The sequence below is a fragment of the Acidovorax sp. BL-A-41-H1 genome, from assembly GCF_051942715.1.
Map to the genome: position 1 here is coordinate 97,596 of NZ_JBPVJQ010000006.1, position 25,160 is coordinate 122,755.

Consider the following 25,160-nt stretch of genomic DNA (forward strand, 5'->3'; position numbering starts at 1 on the left):
CATGCCCGATTCCTCACCCCACCGGCAGGGCGTCGGGTTCCGTGGGCGATGCAGCCACGCGGTTGCGGCCCTCGTTCTTGGCGACGTACATGGCGGCGTCGGCGGCATTCATCCAGTCGCGCAGACTCTGGTGACGCCGGTCGGCGGCTGCCACGCCGATGCTGCTGGTAATGCGCAGATCGGGCAGCTGGCGCATGCGCAGGCCTTCAGATTGGGCGCGGATGCGCTCGGCCACCGCGCGTGCGTCGCGCGCATGCATGCCGGGCAGCAGGATCGCGAATTCGTCGCCGCCGTAGCGCCCCGCGCAGTCGTTGGCGCGCACATTGCCCAGCACCACATGCGCCAGCGCGCGGATCACCTCGTCGCCCACGGTGTGGCCGTGGTGGTCGTTGATGTCCTTGAAGTGGTCGATGTCCAGCATCAGCAGGCACGCCGGCTTGCCCGTGGCGTGATGGCGCTGCAGGGCTGCATCGGCCTGTTCCTGCCAGAAGCCGCGGGCGTACAGGCCGGTCAGGGTGTCGATGCGGCGCATCTCGTCGAGCAGCCGGTTCTGCTGCGCGGTCTTGCGGATCAGCCGGTAGCTCACCACGCTGACCGAGAGCGTGTGCAGCACCATCACCGGCAGGCACGCCATCACGACCAGCATCGACGTGTTGGGCGCCCACTGCGCGCCCGTGACCAGCGCGCTGACGATGCCGGCCGCCAGCATGCCCGGAATGGCGCGGGCCCAGAGCCCGCGGATGCCGGTGGTGATCTTGTCCACCATGGTCAGCGCCACGATGAGCACGCTGGGCAGCAGGTTGAAATGCATCAGCGGTACAAATGCCGCGGCCATGGCCGAGTCCATCAGCAGGTTGCGGACTTCTGCGCGGTACGGGTCAGCGCTGCGGCGGGCCAGCAGGTAGGCCACATGCGGCCATGCGAACGCCAGCACCCCCATCACGATCCACGCGATCAGCGATGCCTGCCGTTCCCACAGCACCACCGCCGCCACGGCCCCACCCAGCCCCATTCCCAGCACGCGCAGCGGGTAGATCCGGCGATACATGAGGGTTTCGGTGGCTGGCATGGAAGGCAAGGGTGCAACGCAGTCGGGTGCTGCGTGTTTCTATTTGTAAATCGCAGCATACGCCTGCCGGCTGCACTGCGCAGTCGCCTTGCCGATACCCGCGGGGCTGCATCAGTTATTGCACCGGCATGGTGCTGCTACTAAATGTATAGCTATCAAGGCTTATGAAACAAGCGCCAACGGCAGTTTCGTCTCAAATTTGGCCCGTTTGGTACTAAAAAATGCCCTGGCGTTGCGTACATTGGTATCGGCCGTGAACAGCCGCTGTGCCAGCGCCAAGTAGCCGGGCATATCGCGGCTGTGCACCACCAGCATGAAGTCAGGGCCCGGTGCCACGCGCCAGCACTGCTGCACCGCGCGCTCGGCCACGGCCCGTGCTTCAAAGGCGTCCATGTATTCGGCGCCCTGGCGGTCCAGCGACACCTCCACGATGCATGCCAGGCCGTGGCCCTGCACGGCGGCCAGGCGGTCGGGGTTGAGGATGGCAACTTGCCTTTCGATCAGCCCCGTTTCATGCAGCCGGCGCACCCGGCGCAGGCAGGTCGGAGGGGAGATGCCCACTTTGGAGGCCAGCCACTGGTTGCTGCAGCTGGCGTCATCCTGGAGCAACGCTAGCAACCTCAGGTCGACGAGGTCGATGCTCAAATCTTCCATGTTAAGCAGCCAAATGAAATAAAAAATCAATTATCGCGCTTGATGAAATAAGTTAACAAAATCAGGCTCAAGAATATCCACAAATTTCCGTGTGCCACATCTACGATCGCGTCCATCTATTCGTCGGAACAAAGGATCTTCCATGTGCGGCATCGTCGGCGCAGTCTCTGCGCGCAACATCGTTCCCATCCTCGTGCAGGGCTTGCAGCGCCTTGAATACCGGGGCTATGACTCGTGCGGCGTGGCGGTACATGCCGCCAGCCTCGACACATCCCACCCTGCCGGATTGCAGCGCGCCCGCAGCACGGCCCGCGTGGCAGAGCTGCTGGAGCAGGTGAGCACCGAGCGCCTGGAAGGCGCCACCGGCATCGCCCACACGCGCTGGGCCACCCACGGTGCGCCCGCGGTGCACAACGCCCACCCGCATTTCAGCCACGGCACGGGTGCAGACGCGCAGGCGCAGACCGCAGGGCGCGTGGCCCTGGTGCACAACGGCATCATTGAAAACCACGAAGAGCTGCGCAAGGCACTGCAGGCACGCGGCTACGTGTTTGCCAGCCAGACCGATACCGAAGTCATCGCCCACCTGGTGGACAGCCACTACAACGGCGACCTGTTCGAAGCTGTGCAGGCCACCGTGGCCGAGCTGCATGGTGCCTATGCCATCGCCGTCATCCACAAGGACGAACCCCACCGCGTGGTGGGCGCGCGCGCAGGCTCACCGCTGATCCTGGGTGTCGGCAACGAAGGCGCCGAGCACTTCCTGGCCAGCGACGCCATGGCCCTGGCCGGGGTGACGGACCAGATCGTCTACCTGGAAGAGGGCGACCTGGTCGACCTGCAGCTGGGCCGCTACTGGATCGTGGGCAAGGGCCGTGAAGCCCTTACGCCAGAGCAGCGCCCGGTGCGCACGGTACAGGCCCACAGCGGCGCAGCGGAGCTGGGCCCGTACCGGCACTACATGCAAAAGGAAATCTTCGAGCAGCCGCGCGCCATTGCCGACACACTCGAAGGCGTGGCGGGTGTCGTGCCCGAGCTGTTTGACGGCCAGGGCCTGCACGGCCAGCCCGGCGCCGCCGCCTGGCGCGTGTTCAAGGAGATCGACAACGTCCTCATCCTGGCCTGCGGCACCAGCTACTACAGCGGCTGTACCGCCAAGTACTGGCTGGAAGACATCGCGGGCATCCCCACCCAGGTGGAAGTGGCCAGCGAATACCGCTACCGCACCAGCGTGCCCAACCCGCGCACGCTGGTCGTCACCATCAGCCAGAGCGGCGAGACCGCCGACACCCTCGCCGCGCTGCGCCACGCGCAATCACTGGGCATGCAGCACACGCTCACCATCTGCAACGTGGCCACCAGCGCCATGGTGCGCGAGTGCAAGCTGGCCTACATCACCCGCGCCGGGGTGGAAATTGGCGTGGCCAGCACCAAGGCCTTCACCACGCAGCTCGCGGGCCTTTTCCTGCTGACGCTGGCCCTGGCGCAGAGCAAGGGCCGCCTGACCGAGGCGCAAGAGGCCGAACACCTCAAGGCCATGCGCCACCTGCCCGTGGCCCTCCAGGCCGTGCTGGCGCTGGAGCCGCAAATCATCAGCTGGGCCGAAGACTTCGCCCGCATGGAAAACGCCCTGTTCCTGGGCCGGGGCCTGCACTACCCCATCGCACTCGAAGGTGCCTTGAAGCTCAAGGAAATCAGCTACATCCACGCCGAGGCCTACCCGGCCGGCGAGCTCAAGCACGGCCCCCTGGCCCTGGTGACCAGCGCCATGCCGGTGGTGACCGTAGCGCCCAACGACGCCCTGCTGGAAAAGCTCAAGAGCAACATGCAGGAAGTGCGCGCACGTGCCGGTGTGCTGTATGTGCTGGCCGATACCGACACCCGCATCGAAAGTGGGGAGGGGCTGCACGTCATCCGTATGCCAGAGCACTACGGGCCCTTGAGCCCGCTGCTGCATGTGGTGCCACTGCAGCTGCTGGCATACCACACCGCCTGCGCCCGGGGAACCGATGTGGACAAGCCCAGAAACCTTGCCAAGAGCGTGACGGTCGAATGACCGGCATGCGCCTGGCCGGCGCGCGCAGCGCCGGCGCCAAAGGCGCAAGGTTGAAGGGCTTGGACGCCACTTGTTTCGCGCAGCGAAGTGACGTGGCGGCACAACCGTGGGTGAGAGCTGCTCCAACGCAGGCGATCGAGCGCACATGCGTTGCAGCACTTCATATGCGTCAAGTGGCCTTGCCCGCACCGGCCGCCTGATGGATTGCCGCCCTTATCCGTGGATACGTCCCGCACCTGCACGCATTGCCGCCCATGGCCGCGTCGATGTCGGCATCGCTGGGTTTGGCGGTTTCTCGCAGCAGTGCGCAGGCCGACATCAGCTGGCCACTTTGGCAGTAGCCGCACTGCGCTACGTCAAGCGCTGTCCAGGCCGCGCGCAGGGCGTTGGCCTCGGGCCCTTGCAGGCCTTCGATGGTGGTGATGTCGGCGTCGCCGACGGCAGACAGGGGCGTGATGCAGGCGCGGACGGGCTCGCCATTCTGGTGCACGGTGCATGCACCGCACAGGGCCATGCCGCAGCCAAACTTGGTGCCGTTCATGTGAAGCTCGCCGCGCAGCACCCACAGCAGGGGCGTGTCGGGTTCGGCGGAGACAGAAATGGCTTTGCCATTGATGCGCAGGGTGGTGGACATGCGGTTCCTTGGGTTCAGCTTGTGCGGGTCAGGCCAGTTTCAGGGGCAGGGCGCGCAGGCGCTGGCCCGTGAGGGCAAACAGCGCATTGGCGACGGCAGGCGCAATGGGCGGCACTCCGGGCTCACCGACGCCCTCGGGGGGCTCGGCGCTTTCGATGATGTGTGTCTCCACGCGCGGGCAGTCCGCCATGCGCAAGAGCGGAACGTCATGAAAATTGCTTTGCTGCACCTGCCCGTCTTTCAGCGTGATCCCGCCATACAGGGCCGCCGTGAGGCCAAACACCACGCCGCTTTCCATCTGCTGCGCGATCAGGTTGGGGTTGATGGCGGCGCCGCAGTCGATCACGCACATCACGCGGTGTACGCGAATGGTTTTGTCTGCGCTTGCTGACACCTCGGCCACCTGCGCCACGATGGATCCAAACGACTGGTGCAGCGCCACGCCGCGCGCACGCGGCTCGCCCCCGGGGCCGGGGGCCAGCGGCGTACCCCAGCCAGCCAGTTCTGCCGCTTTTTGCAGCACCTTCAGGTGCCGTGGGTGTTTTTGCAGCAGTGCGGCGCGGAAGGCCACCGGGTCCTGCCTGGCCGCTGCTGCGGCCTCGTCCACAAACCCTTCCTTGAAAAACGCCTGGTGCGAATGTCCCACCGATCGCCAGAAGCCCACGGGGAGCGGCAGGTCCACCACCTCGTGCGCGATGCGCGCATCGGGCCATTCGTAGGGCTGGTCAAACGCGCCTTCGGACGTGGTCTTGTCTGGCCCTGCGCCCGCCAGGCCAAAGGTGCGCGACAGCACCTGCGGCACGATGGCCTGGCCGACCGACACGTTGTGCCAGGCCACAAGCTGCCCCTGGGCATCAAACCCCGCCTTGAAGCGGGCCACGCAGGCGGGGCGGTAGAAGTCGTGCTGCGTGTCCTGCTCGCGGCTCCACAGCGTCTGCACGGGTGCTCCGCCGGCTGCCTTGGCAATCGCGGCGGCCTGGGCCACGTAGTCGGCCTCCAGCCGCCGGCCGAAGCCGCCGCCCAGCAGCAGCTGGTGCACGGTGACCTTCTCGTCAGCTATGCCCAGCGCTTTGGCAGCAGCCTTGCGCGCCAGGCCGGGCACCTGGGTCGATGTCCACACGGTGGCGGCACCATCCTGGAACTGCACCGTGCAGTTGATGGGCTCCAGTGCTGCGTGCGCCAGGTAGGGCGCGCTGTAGTCGGCGGTGATGGTGCTGGCTGCGCCCTGCAGCGCCTTGTCCACGTCTCCAGTGCTGTAGTAGCCAAAGCCCTTGGCGTTGTCGAGCGCCTGGGCCAGCTGCGCCATCACGGTGTCGCTCGACAACGTTGCAGCGGGGCCATGGTCCCACTCCACAGTGACGGCTGCTGCGGCCTTTTTGGCGTGCCAGGGCGTGTCGGCGATCACGGCCACGCCCCCAGTGCCGCCATGGTGGGGTGCCACTTCCAGCACCTGCTTCACGCCGGGCAGCTTCTGGGCGGCGGCCGCATCAAAGCGGGTGACTTTGCCGCCGCGGGTGGGGCACATCACCAGGCTGGCGTGCAGCAAGCCAGGCGGGTTCGCGTCGATTCCAAAGACCGCAGTGCCATCGAGCTTAGACGGCGCCTCAATGCGCGTGAGCGGCTTGCCGATCAGCTTGAACTGCGCGGGCTCCTTGAGCGCCAGCTTACCCGGCGAGGGCTGCTGTGCGGCCAGGGCAGCCAGCTGGCCAAAGGTGGCGCGCTGGCCGGCGGAGTGTTCTACCCAGCCTGCGTTGGCGGTGCATTCGCTGGCCTGCACACCCCACTGCGCGGCTGCCGCGCGGATCAGCATGGCGCGCGCATGGGCCCCGGCTTCGCGCATGGGTAGCCACAGGTCCTTGATGCTGCTGGAGCCACCCGTCATCATCACGCCCACCTCGCGCATGGTCTTGGCCGTCAGCCAGCCCGCCACGGCTTTCATGGAGCCGTCGTTGTCAGGGTGAAACGGCAGGCCGTCCACCACGGTGGACAGGTTGTTGTAGATGGCGTCGATGGGCGTCATCTCGATTCGCACCTGCGCCCAGTCGGCGTCCAGCTCTTCGGCCAGGATGGCGGCCAGCCCCGTGTGCGCGCCCTGGCCCATTTCAGACTTGGCCATCATCACCGTCACGGTGTTGTCGGCACCCACCTTCACCCAGCCGTTCAGGGCTGCCTGCCCGGCAGCGCTGGGCAGTGGGGACCCAGGATGCAGTCGCTGGCGAGGTGGCATCACGCCCCAGCCAATGATGAGGGCGCCGGCTGTTGCGGCACCTCCCAGGAGCACTGTGCGTCGGTTCACCATGGGTTCATTCCTTCGGAGTCTTGCGGTTCTTGCGCAGTGTGCAGAGGCTTGCCGACTGCGGTGCAGGTGTCGCAGCGGCCGAGTGTGGTTTTGCGTTGGCGTCCATGTTGGCGTTCAAGGCGGTAGCGCCGCCATCCAGGAAATCCAGCAGAGAGTGGCATTCCGGGTCGTCAATGGCCGACCTGTCCCCTTCGGACACGGCCGCGACATGTTTGCGCAGCACTTGCAGGCGTGCAATGCGCAAGTCGATAGCGGCGAGCTGGGCCTGAGCCAGCGCTTGCAGGCGGTCGGCGTCAAGTGCGAGTGCCTCGCGCTCGTTCAGCAGTAGCGCAATTTCCTTGAGCGTGAGGCCAAGCTCCTTGAGCCCACGGATGGCCTGCAGCCGCAGTACCTCGTCAGCCGGGTACTGCCGGTAGCCTGCGGCGTTGCGCGCCGGCGGTGGCACCAGGCCTTCACGCTCGTACAGCCGCAACAGGCCGCGCGATACGCCCGCGGTCTGGCACAGCGCCTGCGTGGACAAACGGGACGCGCTGCCATCGACGGTGTCACGTGTGTCGCGCAAAGATGGGGCAGTTGCGTGGGCAGACGAATGCGAGGAATCAACGGGCGCCGAAGGCGATCTGGGGACAGCGATGGCTGATGTCATGGTGGGGCATCCTAAGCCCGGCACCATGGTGCCGGGTCAAGCACTTTGTATGGGCAGCTGTCGCAGGCGCCGAGCGGAGTTGGGCGGCCCGTAAATGATCCCTCAAGCGTGGACTTCGTCCTGTGCTTCTCCCTGAATCCCCCTGAAGTTTGTCCAACTTCTGGCGGGCAGCTCAAACCCGGGGCGACTCAGTCTGAAACCAGCATGAATGCTGGACCGCTGTCACGATTTCAATGACTCCGAACAGGCTGCGCTTCAGTCGGGGGCGGGTTGCGCTGCGCTATCCGCGCAGTGTTGTGGCCCAGCCTGTGTAGGTCTTGTACGGTGGCGGCGCATAGTCGCCGTGGCGGCTGGTGCGCAGGCCGAGGGCGCAGAGAGCCTCCGCCATCTTGACCGCGACGCTGACCCCGTCGATCACGGGCACCCCGAGGCGAGCGGTGAGTGTGGCGCACAAAGGGGCCATACCGGCGCAACCCAACACGATGGCGCCGCTGCGGTCGTGCGCCAGCGCTTCCCGCGCTTTCGCCTCGATGCGTGACACCAGCGCCTCGCCCGCCTGCTCCAGTTCCAGCACCGGAATGTCGGTGCCGTGCACGCCCCGGCAGCGGCGATCCAGCCCGTAACGGTGCAGCAGGTGCTCTGCCGTGATGCAGGTGCGGGTCATGGTGGTCACGACCGAAAAACCGGTGCACAGAAAAGATGCCGCGTGAAATGCGGCCTCCGCGATGCCGATGACCGGCGCGTCGGTGGCTTCCCGAGCTGCGTCAAGCCCGGGGTCGCCAAAGCAGGCGATGACCACGGCGTCGGGGCGCTGGTGCGCCAGCCGCACTTGCTCGGCTACGCCAGCCGCGGCGATGGTCTCTTCGAAGTGGCTCTCGATGGAGGCAGGGCCGAAGCTGGGGTGTACGGCGCGGATGTGCGTGCCGGGCGCCGCCACCGCCCGTGCAGCCTCTGCGATCGCCTGCGTCATGGCCGTGGAAGTGTTTGGATTGATCAGAAGCAGGTTCATGGGGTGTGGCCCGTCAGGCCCCAGTGCGGGGAATTTTGCATACAAAAGCATTCAGGAGCGCCACATCCTGGGGCATGTCCATTGCAGATGCATCACGCTGGTGCAGGCTATTGGCGCGGAAAAACCCAGCTAAACGCGGTTTCTCCACGCTATTACAGGTATTGCGTGTGGTTCTCATGGAGGGGCATCTGGAGGTGGCACGCAGGTTGCATACAAAAACCTTGCCAAGCTCTTGTTCCACACCCAACCGCTGGAGTCCCGATGAACCCGACCTCAACCCCGTCCCGTCTTGCCACCCGTCCTCTAGGCTTCGTTCTGGCTGCCGGCCTAATGGCTGCCATGGCCTCACCTGCCGTCATGGCGCAAGAAAAGGTCTTGCGCATTGCCATGACCGCGGCAGATATCCCGCGCACGCTGGGCCAGCCTGATCAGGGTTTCGAAGGCAACCGGTTCACCGGCATCCCGATGTACGACGCGCTGACGCACTGGGATCTGTCCAAGGCCGATGCGGCCAGCGTGCTCATGCCGGGGCTGGCCACGTCGTGGGCAGCCGATGCGACGGACAAGACCAAGTGGGTTTTCAAGTTGCGCCCTGGGGTGAAGTTCCACGACGGCTCCGACCTCACCGCCGATGCGGTGGTGTGGAACGTGCAGAAGGTGCTGGACAAGGATGCCGTGCATTTCGACGCCAGCCAGGTCGGTGTGACGGCCTCGCGCATGCCAACGCTGCGCAGTGCCCGCAAGATCGACAACCTCACTGTGGAGCTCACCACCAGCGAGCCTGATGCGTTCCTGCCGCTGAACCTCACCAACCTGTTCATGGCATCCCCTGCCCACTGGCAGAAAAAGTTTGAAGCGGCAGCAGGCGCTACCCCTGCCGAGAAATCCAAGAACGCATGGGTCGCGTTTGCCGCCGATGCTTCGGGCAGTGGCCCGTTCAAGATGGCGCGTTTTCTGCCGCGCGAGCGTCTGGAGCTGGTGGCCAACAAGGGCTACTGGGATCCAAAGCGCACACCCAAAATCGATCGCGTAGTGATGGTGCCCATGCCCGAGGCCAATGCCCGCACCGCTGCGCTGCTGTCCGGGCAGGTGGACTGGATCGAGGCCCCTTCTCCGGATGCGATGCCGCAGATCACGCAGCGCGGCTTCAAGATCTACAGCAACGCCCAGCCCCACGTGTGGCCGTGGCAGCTGTCGTTTGCCGAAGGCTCGCCCTGGCTCGACAAGCGCGTGCGCCATGCGGCCAACCTGTGCGTGGACCGTGAAGGCCTCAAGACCTTTCTCGGCGGCATGATGGCCGTGCCCAAGGGCACCGTGCCGCCGGGCCACCCATGGTGGGGTAACCCCAAGTTCGACATCAAGTACGACGTGAAGGCTGCGCAGGCACTGATGACGCAGGCCGGGTTCTCGGCCGCCAAGCCGATGAAGGCCAAGGTGCAGATCTCCGCCTCGGGCTCGGGCCAGATGCAGCCGCTGCCCATGAATGAGTTCGTGCAGCAGTCGCTCAAGCAGTGTTTCATCGACGTCGAGTTCGATGTCATTGAATGGAACACGCTGTTCACCAACTGGCGCCAGGGCGCAAAGCACCCCTCAGCCAATGGCGCACATGCCATCAACGTTAGCTACGCGGCCATGGACCCGTTCTTCGCCATGGTCCGTTTCACCAGCACCAAGACCTTTCCGCCGGTCTCCAACAACTGGGGTTATTTCGGCAACGCCGAGTTTGACAAGCTGATCTCGGATGCCCGCACCACGTTTGACGACAAGGAGCGTGATGTCGCCCTGGGCAAGCTCCACGCCCGCATCGTGGAAGAGGCGCCGTTCGTGTGGATCGCGCATGACGTAGGTCCACGTGCGATGAGTGCAAAGGTCAAGGGCGTGGTGCAGCCGCGCAGCTGGTTTATCGACATTGCCCCGATGTCGGTGGACTGAAGAGCCTCCGTCCCCGCAGCCTGGCCAGGCTGCGGGGGCCTGATTGGAAGGTGACCGGAGATTTGCGCGATGCTGACGTTTCTTTTTCGACGTGTGCTCTACACGCTGCCCATCATGCTGGGGGTGGCGCTCGTCTGTTTCGCCCTGGTGCACCTGTCGCCAGGCGACCCGCTGGTCTCCATCCTGCCGCCCGATGCATCGGTAGAGCTGCAGCGGCAGCTCATCGAGCTCTATGGCTTCAACCGTTCGTATCCCGAGCAATTCGTCAGCTGGGTGTGGCGTGCGCTACAGGGTGACCTGGGCACGTCCATCGCATCGGGCCGCGCCGTGACCGACGAGGTGATGCGTGCGGTGGTCAACACGCTGCGCCTGGCGGTGCTGGCCACGGCCATCGGATTTGTGCTGGGTTGCCTGTTCGGCTTTGTGGCAGGCTACTTCCAGAACTCCTGGCTGGACAAGGCGGCGTCTCTTACGTCGGTGCTGGGTGTGAGCGTGCCGCACTACTGGCTGGGCATGGTGCTGGTCATCATTTTCTCCAGCATCCTGATGTGGCTGCCCCCTGGCGGCGCCGGTCCGGGCGGCTCCAGTGAATGGCTCTGGGACTGGGAGCACGTCAAGCACATGATCTTGCCAGCAGTGACCATGAGCGTGATTCCCATGGGCATCATCGCGCGTACCGTGCGCGCCCTCGTGGCCGACATCCTGTCGCAGGAATTCATTGTCGGGCTGCGCGCCAAGGGGCTCACGGACCTGGGCGTGTTCACCCATGTGGTGAAAAACGCTGCGCCCACCGCGCTGGCAGTGATGGGTCTGCAGCTGGGCTATCTGCTGGGGGGCTCCATCCTGATCGAGACCGTCTTCTCGTGGCCGGGTACCGGGTTCCTGCTGAACTCTGCCATCTTCCAGCGCGACCTGCCGCTGCTGCAGGGAACCATCCTGGTGCTGGCCATGTTCTTCGTGGTGCTCAACCTGGTGGTGGATGTCATCCAGACCCTCCTGGATCCCCGCATAGCGCGCTGAACCGAAGGAAAAACCTCATGCTTCACATTGCAGTGGATCCGGGCAAGGTGCCTGCTCCTGTGTTCGAGCGGTCACCAGGTTACTGGCAGACCGTAGGCCGGCGTTTCATGGGCGACAAGGTGGCCATCGGTGCGGCCGTGGTGGTGCTGATCCTGCTCATCCTTGCCGTGTTCGGCCCCTGGCTGGCACCGGTCGATCCATACGCCTCCTCGATGATGAAACGCCTCAAGCCCATCGGCTTCGAGGGCCACCCGCTCGGCACAGACGAACTCGGGCGCGACATGCTGTCGCGCCTCATGGTGGGGGCGCGGCTTTCGCTGTTCATGGGGATTACGCCGGTCATCCTGGCGTTCGTGGTCGGCTCGCTGATCGGCATTACCGCGGGCTACGCCGGGGGGGCGCTCAACACGGTGATGATGCGCACCATCGACGTGTTCTACGCCTTTCCATCGGTGTTGCTGGCCATCGCGCTCTCAGGCGCCCTGGGCGCTGGTATCACCAACTCGTTGATATCGCTCACTATCGTCTTCATCCCGCCGATTGCGCGCGTAGCAGAAAGCGTGACCACGCAGATCCGCGGACGAGACTTTGTGGACGCGGCACGCGCATCGGGGGCCAACGCCTTCACGATTGTGCGGGTCCACGTGCTGGGCAACGTGCTCGGGCCGATCTTCGTGTACGCCACCAGCCTGATCGCGGTGGCGATGATCCTGGCATCAGGCCTGAGTTTCCTGGGCCTGGGTGTGAAGCCGCCCGAGCCCGAATGGGGCCTGATGCTCAACACCCTGCGCACGGCCATCTATGTGCAGCCATGGATCGCGGCATTGCCCGGCGTGATGATTTTCATCACGTCCATCGCCTTCAACCTCCTGGCCGACGGCTTGCGCTCGGCCATGGAAATCAAGCAGTGAGGTCGTCATGCCACTGAGCATCCCCGACGTTGGCGGCCCGGCACAACCCCTCATGGGGGTGCGTGGTCTGGTCAAGCATTTCCCGCTCAAGAAAGACGTGTTCGGCCGTGGCGGTGGCGTGGTGCGCGCTGTCGACGGCATCGATTTTGATGTGTTCAAGGGCGAGACCCTGGGCGTGGTGGGAGAGTCTGGCTGCGGCAAGTCAACTACCGCGCGCCTGCTCATGCAGTTGATCCGTCCGGACCGCGGCGAGATCGTGTTTGATGGTCAGACCGTGGGCGGCAATGCACTCAGCCTCAAGCAGTTCCACCGCCAGACGCAGATGGTGTTCCAGGACAGCTACGCCTCCCTGAACCCGCGCCTCACCATGGAGGACTCGATTGCGTTTGCCCCGCAGGTGCATGGGCTGCCGCGCAAGGAAGCCGTGGAGCGCGCGCGCGACCTGCTTGCGCGTGTGGGGCTGGAGCCGCGCAGGTTTGCCGAGCGCTACCCGCACGAGCTCTCGGGCGGCCAGCGCCAGCGCGTGAACATCGCCCGCGCGCTGGCCTTGCAGTCGCGGCTGATCATCCTGGACGAGGCTGTCTCTGCACTGGATAAGTCTGTCGAGGCCCAGGTGCTCAATCTGTTGCTCGACCTGAAGGACGAGTTCGGGCTGACCTACATCTTCATCAGCCATGACCTGAATGTGGTGCGCTACATGAGCGATCGGGTCATGGTGATGTATCTGGGCCAGGTGGCCGAGATCGGCGAGAGCGAGACCTTGTTCGACCACCCGGCCCACCCCTACACGCGGGCCCTGCTCTCGTCCATCCCGTCCATGGACCCGGACCAGCGCACCGAAACGCCGCCGCTGGCAGGCGATCCTCCCAATCCGATCAACCCGCCGCAAGGCTGCCGCTTCCATACCCGTTGCGCACACGCGCAAGCCGTGTGCAGTGAACGTGTTCCATCGCTTTCGCCCATCGCGCACGGTCAGATCGCATCCTGCTGGATGCATGTGGCTGGCAGTGGCCACACCGAAGCCCCCGTCCTGTTGAAGGAAGCCGCATGACCGCCGACCACACCGAAGCACCCTTCGTCGATGTGCGCAACCTGCGCGTGACATTCACCGGCGGAAAGAAACCGGTGGAGGCCGTCAACGGCGTCGATCTGCAGGTCAGGCGGGGCGAGGTGATCGCCCTCATCGGCGAATCCGGCTCGGGAAAAAGCGTCACGCTGCGCAGCCTGCTGCGCCTGCACCCCCCGGGGCGCAGCCGTATCGAGGGTGTGATGCGTGTGGGCGAGCACAACGTTCTCGAACTGGGCACGCAGGCCCTGGCGGACTATCGCGGCAAGGTTGCATCGATGATTTTTCAGGAGCCCCTGCTCGCGCTCGACCCGGTGTATTCGGTGGGAGCGCAGATCATCGAAGCCATTCGCCGCCACGAGAATGTGAGCGAGGCCCAGGCACGGCAGCGTGCGCTGGAGCTGTTTGAGAGGGTGCGGATTCCCAGCCCCGAGCGGCGGCTGCAGGCCTACCCGCACGAGATGTCCGGCGGCATGCGCCAGCGCGCGATGATCGCCCTGGCGCTTGCCTGCAAGCCCCAGCTGCTTTTGGCCGACGAGCCCACGACCGCGCTGGACGCCACTGTGCAGATCCAGATCCTGCTGCTGTTGCGCGAACTGCAGCGGGAGCTGGGCCTGTCGGTGATCTTTGTCACCCACGACATCGGTGCTGCGGTGGAGGTGGCCGACCGCATTGCCGTGATGTACGCCGGGCGCATTGTGGAAGAGGGCGATGCCGCCACCTTGTTGCGCGCTCCACGTCACCCTTACACGCTGGCGCTGCTCAAAAGCCGCGCCAGCGGTGCACTGCCCAAGGGAACACGGCTCGAGACCATTGCCGGCTCGCCGCCGGACCTCACGGCTTTGCCCCCTGGCTGTGCATTTGCAGACCGCTGCCGGATGGTGCAGGACGTCTGCAAGACAGACCGTCCCGAAGTCCGCTGGCTCGCTGCGGGGCACAGCGTGCGTTGTGTGCGTGTGTAAACCCGCACTGAGCAAGTCCCCCTGGGCGGATGCATGGCCCATGCGCTGCCCAGGGGCATGAAGCGCCTTGCAAAACATTGTTCATTCCCACTGATCCAGACCCCTGGTACCACGCCCATGACACCGCACGCCGACGTTCTTCACGACCCTGCCCGCGCCTTCATGCCCTATCCCGCCGTGCCGGTGCCGCGAGCATCCACCGGCCCGCTTGCCGGTCTGGGCTTCGGGGTCAAGGACCTGTTTCACATCAAGGGGTATCCCACCAGTGGCGGGCAGCCGTTGCTGCTGGCGCTCCTGGGGGTGCAGACGCGTACGGCACCGGCAGTGCAGACCCTGCTGGATGCTGGAGCGCGTTTTGTCGGCAAGACAATCACCGATGAACTTGCGTTCTCCATGAACGGGCAAAACGCTCACTTCGGCTCGCCCATCAACGGCGCCGCGCCGGACCGCATTGCCGGTGGCTCGTCCTGTGGGTCGGCCGCAGCGGTCTCGCATGGCCTGTGCGATTTCGCACTGGGCACAGACACCGGTGGCTCGGTGCGCGCCCCCGCCAGTCACTGCGGCCTGGTCGGCCTGCGGCCTAGCCACGGCCGGGTGAGCCTGCAAGACGCGCTGGATCTGGCGCCCAGCCTGGACACATGCGGCTGGTTTAGTCGCGATGTGCCCACTTTCGCCCGCGTGGCCGATGTGCTGCTCGGCGGCGACGCAACACCTTTGCCGGATAGCGTGCGCCTGCTTGCCCCGGCAGACCTGTGGGCCTTGGCCACCCCTGAAGCCCGCAAGGCGCTGGCGCCTGCTCGCAGCCGGATCGAAGCTGTTCTCGGCAAGGCCGGCAAGGCCCAGGTGGTGCTCGATAGCCTGGACGCGATGTACTGGCACTTCCGTCATATCCAGGGCCATGAGTCGTGGCAGGTGGACGGCGACTTCATTCGCCGCTTTGCTCCGCCGCTCGGCCCCGGCGTCGCGCAGCGCTTTGAGTGGAGTTCAAAAGTGACGGACGCGCAGGTCGCTGAAGGCCGTGCTTTCCGCGAGCATTTCACAGCGCATCTGACACAGTTATTGGGCAGTGACGGCGTACTGGTGCTGCCTACCATGCCTGATATCGCCCCCCGTGTGGCCGAACCCGAGAGCACGCTGGAGGACTACCGCAACCGATCCATCCGCCTGCTGTGTGTCGCGGGCCTGTCGGGTTTTCCACAGCTCAGTTTGCCGCTGGCGACGCGTGCCGGTGCGCCGTTGGGCATCTCGTTGCTGGGCCCGCGCGGGAGTGACCGCAGTCTGGTGCGTCTGGCGGAGCGCATCGCCAAGGCTTAGACCGTACGCAGGTACACCGGGGTTTCCAGTTGAACCACATCGCAATCGACCACATCGCCCGCCCGCTCGATGACGAGGAAGTCGCCGTCGTCCCGTGCCAGCAAGGGGTGATGCCAGGTGCCCGGATGCAGCGTGATGCCCTGGTTGCCTTCCACCGCGAATGCGGCCAGCGTGGAGAGGTCGGGGCTGTCGCTGCCCAGGGCCACCAACGCCACGCAGCGTGCACCCGCAAGTGGCACAAAGGTTTGCGAGCCGAGCCGGTGGCGCTCCAGCATGTGCCAAGGGCCTTCAGGCGCCTGGGCGCGCGCGCGAAAAACGGCCAGCACAGGCAGGCCGCCCTCGGTGTACAGTGCGAGCGGTCCGGGCAGGTCCAGGCGCTGGCTGGTGCCGGCGTTGATCGCCCGTGTTGCCGAATCGCCCAGGTTCAGCACCTCGCCGTAGGCCTTGAAGGCCGCGGTTCGCAAGGGCTGAATGAAAACATTGCGCATCATGAAAAGCCTCCGGTGGAAGGCGCAAGGGCCTACTCACATGTTGACACATGAACACCGAACAACAGCCTGCAGGAACGTCCACTGAACCGGACGGCACCGTTACCGACCGTGTGTACGACGCGATATACCGGGCGGTGCTGGAGCATCGCCTTGCGCCTGGCGAATGGTTGCGCGAAGCCGAAATGGCCACCGAGTTCAAGGTCTCGCGCACGGTGGTGCGGCAGGCACTGCAGCGACTGGCCCAGGACCAGGTGATCGAGTTGCGCCATAACCGTGGCGCGCGTGTGCCGCTGCCCAGTCTGGAGGACGCAGTGCACGTTTTCGAGGCGCGGCGTATCGTGGAATGCGAAGTGGCCCGACGCCTCGGTGGCCGGCTCTCACCAGGACAGCTGGCCGAGTTGCGTGCGGTCGCGCAGGCCGAGCAGGCCGCAGACCAGCGCGGCGACCGGGCTGAGGCCATCCGGCTGTCGGGTGAGTTCCATCACGCCCTTACACGCATGCATGGCAACCCTGTGTTCGGACGCCTGCTCAATGGCCTGCTACCTACCACCTCGCTGCTGATGGCAAGGTTCAAGGTGGACGGCGGGCAGGTGTGCGTGGCGCACCGCCATGCAGACGTCATTGATGCGCTGCTGCGCGGCAGCGCCCCGGCCGCCGCCGAAATGCGCAAACACCTGGTGGAGCTTGAACGCTCGCTGGTCGACACGCCCGTGCGTGGCCGCCGCCTGCGCGATGCGTTTGCTGCCTACCGCGAATCTCCCCCCACAGACTCTCCATTGCAATGAATTCGATCCCACCTGCCTCCCGAAGCACCGCCACCCTGCGCATCAATGGCGACCGCCTGTGGGCGTCGTTGATGGAGCTTGCACAGATCGGCGGCACGCCCAAAGGCGGCGTGTGCCGCCTTGCGCTCACCGACCTGGACAGGCAGGGTCGCGACCTCGTCACCCGCTGGGCGCGGGAGGCCGGCATGACCGTCACCATCGACAAGATTGGCAACGGCTTCATGCGCCGGCCAGGGCGCAACAACAGCCTGCCGCCCATCATGACGGGCAGTCATATCGATACCCAGCCTACGGGCGGAAAGTTCGACGGCAATTACGGCGTGCTGGCCGGTATCGAGGTGGTGCGCACGCTCAACGACCACGGTATCGAGACCGAAGCGCCGATCGAGGTCGCGTTCTGGACCAACGAGGAAGGTTCGCGCTTTGTGCCGGTGATGATGGGCTCGGGTGTTTTCGCCAAGGCCTTCACGCTGGAACACGCCTACGCAGCGCGCGACACCGACGGCAAGAGTGTGCGCGACGAGCTGGAACGCATTGGGTACATCGGTGACGAGGAGCCGGGTGACCACCCCGTCGGCGCGTATTTCGAGGCCCACATCGAGCAGGGGCCTGTGCTCGAAGACGCCAATGTCACCATCGGTGTGGTGCAGGGTGTGCTAGGCATACGGTGGTTTGATTGCACGGTGACTGGCACCGAGGCCCATGCCGGGCCCACGCCCATGGCTTTGCGGCGGGACGCGCTGCAGGTGGCCACGCTGATCATGCAGGACGTGGTGGCATCTGCCTTGCGCCATGGCCCGCACGGGCGCGGCACGGTGGGCATGGTGCAGGTCCACCCCAACAGCCGCAACGTGATCCCGGGCCAGGTCAGGTTCTCCATCGACCTGCGCAACAGCACTGATGCGCTGGTGGATGAACAGGTCTCGGAAGTGCGCGCACTCGCTGCCCGCCTGAGCGCCGAGACCGGCATGCAGATCCATTTCGAACTCGTATCGAGTTACGCAGCCCAGCCGTTCGATGCCGGTTGTGTCCAGGCCGTGCAGAGCGCAGCGCAGCAGCTGGGCCTGAGTTACATGCCCGTCGTTTCGGGTGCGGGGCACGACGCCATCTACGCCGGGCAACTGGCTCCTGCCGGCATGATCTTCATCCCCTGCAAAGACGGCATCAGCCACAACGAAATCGAGGATGCCAAGCCCGAGCATGTGGCAGCCGGCTGCAATGTGCTTCTGCACGCCATGCTGGAGCGGGCGGGCGTAACCGCCGTGTGAGTGCGGCCAAGTACGTTTGACAGCGCCCTCCTCGCCGTCATCCCGTTGTGCGTGGCAATGCGGCGTTGCTTGCCGGGTGCCACTATGGTTTTCTGGCCTGCTGCTGCCTTACCCTGCAGATCGCTTCCCCAAACCCCTTGTGCCGGCACGTGTTTTGGGACGCGTCCGGTTTGGCTAAGATCAGGAATCTACGCCTTCACTTCTTGACCGCACCCGCCATGCGCCGACTGCTCGCAGTCATTTTGTTGTTCTCCTTTGTCTGCCAGGCCTTTGCAACGGGCCGGCAGGTGGTCGCGTTTGACCACGAGGGCCGTTTTGAGGTGGCGCATGCCGAGATGCATCTGGAAGGTGCCGCACACCACCATGACGAAGAGGGCGTAGTGCACGAGGACGAATCCCAAGCGTCTGTCCTGCACATGCTGGCGGAAGCGGGATCGGGCGCCTCGGCATTGCTGGAGCTTCCCCAGCTTTCGCTCCATGCAGATCGCCCGCCCGCGCCGCAGGTTGTGGCCGAGTCGGCGGGTCCGCCGCCTTTCCTGGGCGGTTTGCGACGACCGCCCAGATCGATTCCCTGACCCCACCCCAGCGCCGCGCGTTCATCATGAAAGCGCGGCAGTTGTTCATCGGTGCGAAAGCCTTTCGACCAGACGCTGACGCGTGATTGGTCCAGGCGTGCCGCCATTGACCGGTCAGGAATCCCGTGAGTTTTGTCATTGATGGGCGTGCGCTGCGCTACGCCGCACGCTGTGCGCTCTGTTGCGCCTGCATGGGCGCCGCTGTCGCGCAGCCGCATACCGCCCCGACTGCTGTTTCGGCGGCGGCCACCGTTTCAGCCATGGCACCCACCGTGGCCCCCGTCACGCTGGCGCAGGCGGCCGAGGCCGCCTGGCAGCGCGCCACACAGGCCCGCGAAGCCGAAGGTCAGGCGCGCCGGGCCGCGGCCGAGCGCGCGGGCGTCGCCAGCCTGTGGGCAGCGCCGCCTGCGCTGGAGTTTTCTTACCAGGACGACCGGTGGCAAACGTCCGCAGGGCGCCGCGAGGCCGAAGCCGGGCTGGCCTGGCCGTTGTGGTTGCCTGGGCAGCGCGGTGCGCGCGGAGCAATGGTGGATGCCGACGCAGGGTTGGCGCAAGCAGCCATTCAGGCGGGGCACCTGCACTTTGCGGGCCTGGTGCGCGAGGCCGCCTGGGCCATTGCTGCCGGCAAGGCCGAGGCAGACCTGGCGGACGCCCAGGTGCAGTCTCTGCTGGACATGGCAGCGGACGTGCGCCGCCGTGTCAACGCGGGCGATCTGGCGCATGCCGACGCGCTGGCCGCACAGGCCGAGGTGCTCGCGGCGCAGTCGACACAGCTCGCGGCGCGCCAGCGCCTGAGCGCCAGCCAGTCGCACTGGACGACATTGACCGGCCTGACCCGGTTGCCAGATGCGGCACAGGCTGAGCAGGCGGGCAGAACCGAAGCGCTTGCCGCCACACACTTTGATGTCGAAACCCACCCCGACGCACGCGTTGCCGCGCTGACGGTGGAGCGCGCACGCAAGCGGATGGATGTGGTTGCCACCACGCGGCGCGAGCCGCCCGAGTTGCTGTTGCGTATCCGGCAAGACATGCCCGGGCGGGGCGAGTCCGCCCAGAACAGTATTGGAATCGGTGTGCGAATTCCGTGGGGCACTACGGGCCGCAACCAGCCCTTGCAGGCGGCTGCACTGAGTGAGCTTGATCTCGCGCTGACCCAAAAGCAGCGCACGGACGAGCGGCTGGCCGCCGATGCTGCCCAGGCCCGCATCGCCGTGCAAACAGCCGGCCAACAGCTCGATGCCGAACGCCAGCGTGCCGTTCTGCTGCGAGAGCGCGCGCAACTCATCGAGCGGTCTTTCAAGGCAGGGGAAACCCCGCTGCCGGAGCTGCTTAGGGTGCTCTCTGCCGCCACACACGCAGACGCGAGCCTGGCGCGCCAGCAAACGGCCCTGGGCCTGGCCCGCGCACGCCTTGCGCAATCTCTCGGAATCCTTCCATGAATCTCCTGAACCTGTTTTCCTTTCGTCACCGCCCTCCGTTGTGGGCCTGTATGGCAGCACTGCTGCTTGTGCTCGCTGGCAACCCCGCACTTGCTGCACCCGGCGCACACGGGCCAAATGGCGAGCATCTTGACGCACCCGCACAGATGGTTGCCGGAAACGACGCTGTGCCTCGTTTCGAGGCCAGCACGGAAGCGTTCGAGCTGGTAGGCCGCTTACAGGGTGGTGTGCTTTCCATCCTGATCAACCGCTTTGCCACCAACGAGCCCGTGCTCAACGCCACCGTCGAGGTTGAAACAGGAAACCTCAAGGCGCCGGCAAAGTTCGGGGCGGACATGGGCGACTACGCCATTGACGACGCCGGCATGCTCAAGGCGCTGGCATCGCCTGGCGATCACTCCGTAGTGGTCACCGTACTGGCGGGTAACGAGTCCGACCTGCTGGACGGCACTCTGACCATCGCTGGCGCAGTGGCCGATGACCATGGCCATTCCCATGACGACGGCCATGGTCATGGAACCTCCCGCGTGCTATGGGCTGCGCTGGCCCTGGTGGTCGTGGGCGCCGTCGGCTGGTTCTTTGGCCGCAAACGCAAGGCAGCCAGCCCATCTACCCGGGGAGGTGCACTGTGACCTCATGGATGCTCAAACCCAAGGCAATTTGTATGCGTTACGTTCTCGGCCTGCCTATCTCGTTCAGTCTGGGCCTGCTGTCTCCGCTGGTAAGTGCAGCGCCCGGCGCTCACGGGCCCAACGGTGAGCATCTGGACGCCCCCACCTCGGTCAATGCGTCCGGCCTGATGCGGCTGCCCGATGGCAGCGTCAACGTGCCCATGCTCGCTCAGCGCCGCCTGGGGATCCGCACGCAGCTGACCCTGGAGTCGCAGGCTGCAGCCACCATCGAGCTGTCAGGCCGCGTGGTGGCCGACCCCAACGCCAGCGGCAAGGTGCAGTCCGTGCACGGTGGTCGCATCGAAGCCGGGCCGCGCGGCCTGCCGGTGGCGGGGCAGAGCGTGCGCCAGGGCGAGGTGCTGGCGTACGTTACCCACCATGCAGACCCGTATGCGCTGGCCAGCCAGCAAGCCCAGTTGGCTGAGCTGCGCAGTGGCCGTGAGCTGGCGGCGCAACGTGTGCAGCGTCTGCAGTCGCTCGAAGGATCGGTGCCTCGCAAGGAGATCGAAGCGGCACGCGCAGAGCTGCAAAGCCTGAGCGCGCGCGAGAAAAGCATTGGGGCCAGCCTTGCAGCGCGCGAGCCTTTGCTCGCCCCTGTCACCGGCGTGATTGCCCGGGCCGATGCCTCCAAAGGCCAGGTGGTCGAAGCCCGTGAAGTGTTGTTTGAGGTGGTGGACCCGGCGCGCGTGCTGGTAGAGGCCACCACGGCCGACCCGGGCCTACCCGCGCGCACCGGCACGGCGCATTTGCAAGGCGTACCGGGCGTCACGCTACAACTGATCGGGGCTGCGCGCAGCCTGCGCGACGGGGTCTTGCCCATGACGTTCAGGGCCCTTCCGGAGAAATCGGGCACGGCCCTGCCGTTGGCGGTCGGGCAGCCGGTCACCGTGGTGGCATCGCTCACCGAGCAGGTCAAGGGCTTTGTGCTGCCTGCTCAGGCCGTAGTGCGCAACAGCGCCAATGAGCCCGTGGTCTGGATCAAGTCTGGCGCAGAGCGCTACATTCCCCAGCCCGTCCAATACCGGTCGCTGGACGCCGCCACGGTGGTGGTCACGCAGGGCCTGGGCGCAGACAACCGCGTCGTGGTGCAAGGCGCACCGCTGATCGCGCAGATCCGCTGAACGGAGCCAACGCAATGTTCAATTGGATCGTACGAAGCAGCCTGCACAACCGCCTGTTCGTGCTGGCGTTCGCGGCGCTGCTGATGGTGTACGGGGCCGTCACCGCCTGGCGCACACCGGTCGATGTGTTTCCGGATCTCAACAAGCCCTTGGTGACCGTGCTGACCGAAGCCGGCGGCATGGCGCCTGAAGAGGTCGAGCAACTGGTGACCTTCCCGCTGGAGACCGCGCTCAACGGCATGCCCGGCGTCACGCGGGTTCGTTCGACCTCAGGGGTGGGCCTGTCCATCCTGTATGCCGAGTTCGATTGGGGGACGGACATCTTCCGCAACCGCCAGCTGGTCGCTGAGCGCCTGGCACTCGTGCGCGAGCAGTTGCCAGGGGGCATCACGCCGGTGATGGGGCCGGTGTCTTCCATCATGGGCGAGGTCATGCTGATTGCGCTGCCCTTGACGGCTGGCAATGGCAAGACGGCTTCCGCCACGCCGATGCAGGCGCGCGAATACGCAGACTTTGTGTTGCGACCCCGGCTGCTGTCGATCCCGGGCGTGGCGCAGGCCATCCCCATCGGTGGCGAGGTTCGCCAGCTGCGGGTGGAGCCGGACACGGCGCGCATGGCGCAGTTCGGTGTGACCCTGACGCAGATCGAGCAGTCGCTGCGCGGATTTGCCAGCAATGCGGGCGGCGGCTTTATCGACCTCAACAGCCGCGAGTTCCTCATCCGCCACATCGGCCGCACCAACCGGGTGGAAGACCTGCAGGGCATGGCCGTGGCCTGGAAGGATGGCCGGGCCATCCTGCTGGAACAGGTGGCTACCGTGCGCTTTGCTGCGGCCATGAAGCGTGGCGACGCCGGATACAACGGCGTGCCCGCCGTCATCGTCAGCGTGCAGAAACAGCCAGCGGCCGATACCGTCAAGCTCACCCGCGCCATCGAGGCTGCGCTGGGCGAACTCCAGCAGGGGCTGCCGGCGGGGTTGGCTGCACCCAAGGTGCTTTTCCGGCAGGCGGATTTCATCGAGGCGTCCATCGGCAACGTGACCGAGGCCTTGCGCGATGGCGCCATCATGGTGGCCATCGTGCTGTTCGCCTTCTTGCTGTCTGTGCGTACCACGCTGATCTCGCTGGTGGCCATCCCCCTGTCGCTGGCCGTCACGGCGCTGGTTTTCCGGCTGCTTGATCAATCCATCAACGTGATGACGCTGGGGGGGCTGGCCATCGCCATCGGCGAGCTGGTGGACGACGCAGTGGTGGATGTGGAAAACATCCTGCGCAGGCTCAAGCAGAACAGGGCGCTGGGCCATCCATTGCCTGTGCTGGAAGTCGTGCGGCAGGCCAGTGTCGAGGTCCGCTCCGGCATTGTTTATGCCACGGCCATTTTGGTGCTGGTCTTCGTGCCGCTGTTTGCGCTGCCGGGCATCGAGGGGCGCCTGTTCACGCCCTTGGGAATTACCTACATCGTGTCGGTGCTCGCATCCATGCTGGTGTCGATGACCGTGACGCCGGTGATGTCGATGTACCTGCTGCCCCGCATGAAGCAAATGGACCACGGCGACAGCGCACTGGTCGCCTGGCTCAAGCGGCGCGATGCGCAGGTGCTGGCCTGGTCGTTTCCGCGCGCCAGGGCGCTGATGGCCGTGGCTGCGTTGGCCGTGGCTGTGGCGGCGGTCAGCGTCCCGTTTTTTCCGCGTGCGTTCTTGCCTGCGTTCAACGAAGGCTCGCTGGTGCTGGGCATGGTGTTCAACCCGGGTACGGCGCTGGCGGAGGCCAACCGCATGGGCGCGCTGGCAGAGACGCTGATTGCGCAGGTGCCCGAGGTCACGCAGGTGGGCCGCCGCACCGGCCGTGCCGAGCTGGACGAGCATGCCGAGGGCGTGCATTCGACCGAGATCGACGTCGACCTCAAGCGTTCCGATCGCGACCGCGAAGCCGTGATGGCGGACATCCGCGCGCGCCTGGCAGTGCTTCCGGCGCAGATAGCCATCGGCCAGCCCATTTCGCACCGGCTGGACCACCTGCTGTCCGGCGTACGGGCGCAGATCGCGCTCAAGATATTCGGCGACGACACCGACACCCTGCGCGGGCTGGCCGAGCAGATGCGCCAGGGGCTGTCAGGGGTCTCTGGGCTGGTCGACCTGACGGTGGAAAAGCAGGTGCTGATCCCGCAAATCACCGTGCGGCTGGACCACCGCAAGGCAGCGCAGGTGGGGCTGGCGCCTGGCGAAGCCGTCCGGATGCTGCAGGCCCTGACGGATGGTGCCCATGGTGCGCAGATCGTCGATGGCGTGCGCCGCTACGACCTGGTGCTGCGCCTGCCGGACGACAAGCGCAGCCCGCAGGACCTGGCCCGTACGCTGATCGACACCCCGGCGGGGCGGATACCTGTCTCGGCGATCGCTTCGGTGGAGGAAACCGATGGCCCCAACCAGATCGGCCGGGAAAACGGACGCCGGCGCATCGTTGTCTATGCCAACACCGATGGCTCCGACATGGGGCGGGTGATTGCCGACATTCGTGCCGTGATGGCCAAGACGCCGCTGCCGCCCGGTACCTTTTTGAGCCTGGAAGGCCAGTTCCAGGCGCAAGAGCAGGCGATGCAGCTGATCGTGGGTCTGTCGCTGGTGTCGCTGACGATGATCTTTCTGGTGCTGTACATGCGCTACCAGTCGGCGGTGCTGGCCGGCATCATCATGGCCAACATTCCGCTGGCGCTGATCGGCAGCGTGGCCGCGATGTGGCTCGCGGGGGTGAGTCTGTCGGTGGCATCCATGGTGGGCTTCATCACGCTTGCAGGCATCGCCACGCGCAACGGCATCCTGAAGATCAGCCACTACATCAACCTGTGCAGGCTGGAGGGCGAGGTGTTCGGCCAGGCCATGATCGTCCGCGGCTCACTGGAGCGGTTGACGCCCGTGCTCATGACGGCGCTGGTGGCCGCCTTTGCCCTCACGCCGCTGCTGCTGGCCGCCGACGCACCCGGCAAGGAGATACTGCACCCGGTGGCGGTCGTGATCTTTGGGGGGCTGGTGAGCTCCACCCTGCTGGACACCCTGCTCACGCCGGTGTTGTTCTGGCTGTTTGGCGAGCAGGCCACGCGGCGCCTGATCGAGGCCGATGCGCAGGCACAAGCGCAATCCACCACCGCAACGACACGGGAGGTCTTTTGAATTCCTCCATGCCGGCCCGTTCAGTCCTGACCCGTCCGGGCGCTTCGGTTTCAAACGCCCCTCCAACCATT

General features: G+C 65.7%; 21 protein-coding genes. 14 read left to right on the forward strand and 7 right to left on the reverse strand.

Translation table 11 applies throughout. From position 1 onward, the window contains the following. Positions 1-13 precede the first annotated feature (13 nt). Positions 14-1,069, reverse strand: a complete 1,056-nt coding sequence (locus ACTPOI_RS13700) for a diguanylate cyclase (protein ID WP_440109648.1) — start codon at positions 1,067-1,069, stop codon at positions 14-16. A 162-nt stretch (positions 1,070-1,231) separates the two neighbouring features. Further along, complete coding sequence (locus ACTPOI_RS13705) at positions 1,232-1,723, reverse strand: Lrp/AsnC family transcriptional regulator (RefSeq protein WP_440109650.1); 492 nt, start codon at positions 1,721-1,723, stop codon at positions 1,232-1,234. A 142-nt stretch (positions 1,724-1,865) separates the two neighbouring features. Here ACTPOI_RS13705 and glmS point away from each other — a divergent pair, with 142 nt between their 5' ends. Next, positions 1,866-3,779 carry a glutamine--fructose-6-phosphate transaminase (isomerizing) gene (glmS, locus tag ACTPOI_RS13710; RefSeq protein WP_440109652.1) on the forward strand — a complete coding sequence of 638 codons (1,914 nt, stop codon included), beginning with the start codon at positions 1,866-1,868 and terminating at the stop codon, positions 3,777-3,779. A 169-nt stretch (positions 3,780-3,948) separates the two neighbouring features. Here glmS and ACTPOI_RS13715 read toward each other — a convergent pair whose 3' ends face one another. From ACTPOI_RS13715 to ACTPOI_RS13730, 4 genes are all read right to left on the reverse strand, one after another. Then, positions 3,949-4,413 carry a (2Fe-2S)-binding protein gene (locus tag ACTPOI_RS13715; protein WP_440109654.1) on the reverse strand — a complete coding sequence of 155 codons (465 nt, stop codon included), beginning with the start codon at positions 4,411-4,413 and terminating at the stop codon, positions 3,949-3,951. Between the two features lie 28 nt (positions 4,414-4,441). Beyond that, positions 4,442-6,712 (reverse strand): molybdopterin cofactor-binding domain-containing protein, encoded by a 2,271-nt coding sequence (locus ACTPOI_RS13720; RefSeq protein WP_440109656.1) that lies wholly within the window; start codon positions 6,710-6,712, stop codon positions 4,442-4,444. 4 nt (positions 6,713-6,716) lie between these two features. Beyond that, complete coding sequence (locus ACTPOI_RS13725; protein WP_440109658.1) at positions 6,717-7,274, reverse strand: MerR family transcriptional regulator; 558 nt, start codon at positions 7,272-7,274, stop codon at positions 6,717-6,719. A gap of 364 nt (positions 7,275-7,638) precedes the next feature. After that, complete coding sequence (locus tag ACTPOI_RS13730) at positions 7,639-8,367, reverse strand: aspartate/glutamate racemase family protein (protein WP_440109660.1); 729 nt, start codon at positions 8,365-8,367, stop codon at positions 7,639-7,641. Between the two features lie 330 nt (positions 8,368-8,697). On the opposite strand from ACTPOI_RS13730, the gene ACTPOI_RS13735 reads away from it, so the two are divergent. From ACTPOI_RS13735 to ACTPOI_RS13760, 6 genes are all read left to right on the forward strand, one after another. Beyond that, positions 8,698-10,299 carry an ABC transporter substrate-binding protein gene (locus ACTPOI_RS13735; RefSeq protein WP_440112626.1) on the forward strand — a complete coding sequence of 534 codons (1,602 nt, stop codon included), beginning with the start codon at positions 8,698-8,700 and terminating at the stop codon, positions 10,297-10,299. Between the two features lie 69 nt (positions 10,300-10,368). Further along, on the forward strand, positions 10,369-11,319 hold the full coding sequence (locus tag ACTPOI_RS13740) for an ABC transporter permease (protein ID WP_440109662.1): 951 nt from the start codon (positions 10,369-10,371) through the stop codon (positions 11,317-11,319). A 17-nt stretch (positions 11,320-11,336) separates the two neighbouring features. Then, on the forward strand, positions 11,337-12,230 hold the full coding sequence (locus ACTPOI_RS13745; protein ID WP_440109664.1) for an ABC transporter permease: 894 nt from the start codon (positions 11,337-11,339) through the stop codon (positions 12,228-12,230). A gap of 7 nt (positions 12,231-12,237) precedes the next feature. Continuing rightward, positions 12,238-13,281 carry an ABC transporter ATP-binding protein gene (locus ACTPOI_RS13750; RefSeq protein WP_440109666.1) on the forward strand — a complete coding sequence of 348 codons (1,044 nt, stop codon included), beginning with the start codon at positions 12,238-12,240 and terminating at the stop codon, positions 13,279-13,281. Next, on the forward strand, positions 13,278-14,258 hold the full coding sequence (locus tag ACTPOI_RS13755) for an ABC transporter ATP-binding protein (protein ID WP_440109668.1): 981 nt from the start codon (positions 13,278-13,280) through the stop codon (positions 14,256-14,258). The genes ACTPOI_RS13750 and ACTPOI_RS13755 overlap by 4 nt, the downstream gene beginning before the upstream one ends. A gap of 117 nt (positions 14,259-14,375) precedes the next feature. After that, entirely contained in the window at positions 14,376-15,572 is a 1,197-nt protein-coding gene (locus ACTPOI_RS13760) for an amidase (protein ID WP_440109670.1), read from the forward strand. Here the strand turns inward: ACTPOI_RS13760 and ACTPOI_RS13765 are convergent. Further along, positions 15,569-16,063 carry an ureidoglycolate lyase gene (locus tag ACTPOI_RS13765; protein ID WP_440109672.1) on the reverse strand — a complete coding sequence of 165 codons (495 nt, stop codon included), beginning with the start codon at positions 16,061-16,063 and terminating at the stop codon, positions 15,569-15,571. The genes ACTPOI_RS13760 and ACTPOI_RS13765 overlap by 4 nt on opposite strands. Before the next feature lie 47 nt (positions 16,064-16,110). Between ACTPOI_RS13765 and ACTPOI_RS13770 the strand changes: the two genes are divergently transcribed. The 7 genes from ACTPOI_RS13770 (at position 16,111) to ACTPOI_RS13800 (ending at position 25,089) form a co-directional block, all read left to right on the forward strand. Beyond that, positions 16,111-16,848, forward strand: coding sequence for a GntR family transcriptional regulator (locus ACTPOI_RS13770; RefSeq protein WP_440109674.1), 738 nt, complete (start codon positions 16,111-16,113; stop codon positions 16,846-16,848). Next, the gene (locus ACTPOI_RS13775) at positions 16,845-18,116 is read left to right on the forward strand and encodes a Zn-dependent hydrolase (RefSeq protein WP_440109676.1); all 1,272 of its coding nucleotides are present in this window, start codon (positions 16,845-16,847) and stop codon (positions 18,114-18,116) included. Before ACTPOI_RS13770 ends, ACTPOI_RS13775 begins: the two co-directional genes overlap by 4 nt. A gap of 203 nt (positions 18,117-18,319) precedes the next feature. Beyond that, entirely contained in the window at positions 18,320-18,691 is a 372-nt protein-coding gene (locus ACTPOI_RS13780; RefSeq protein WP_440109678.1) for a hypothetical protein, read from the forward strand. Between the two features lie 260 nt (positions 18,692-18,951). After that, positions 18,952-20,130 carry a TolC family protein gene (locus ACTPOI_RS13785; protein WP_440109680.1) on the forward strand — a complete coding sequence of 393 codons (1,179 nt, stop codon included), beginning with the start codon at positions 18,952-18,954 and terminating at the stop codon, positions 20,128-20,130. Further along, entirely contained in the window at positions 20,127-20,762 is a 636-nt protein-coding gene (locus ACTPOI_RS13790; RefSeq protein WP_440109682.1) for a hypothetical protein, read from the forward strand. The genes ACTPOI_RS13785 and ACTPOI_RS13790 overlap by 4 nt, the downstream gene beginning before the upstream one ends. 32 nt (positions 20,763-20,794) lie before the next feature. Continuing rightward, positions 20,795-21,922, forward strand: a complete 1,128-nt coding sequence (locus tag ACTPOI_RS13795; RefSeq protein WP_440109684.1) for an efflux RND transporter periplasmic adaptor subunit — start codon at positions 20,795-20,797, stop codon at positions 21,920-21,922. A 14-nt stretch (positions 21,923-21,936) separates the two neighbouring features. Then, entirely contained in the window at positions 21,937-25,089 is a 3,153-nt protein-coding gene (locus ACTPOI_RS13800; RefSeq protein WP_440109686.1) for an efflux RND transporter permease subunit, read from the forward strand. The last annotated feature ends 71 nt before the right edge of the window (positions 25,090-25,160 follow it).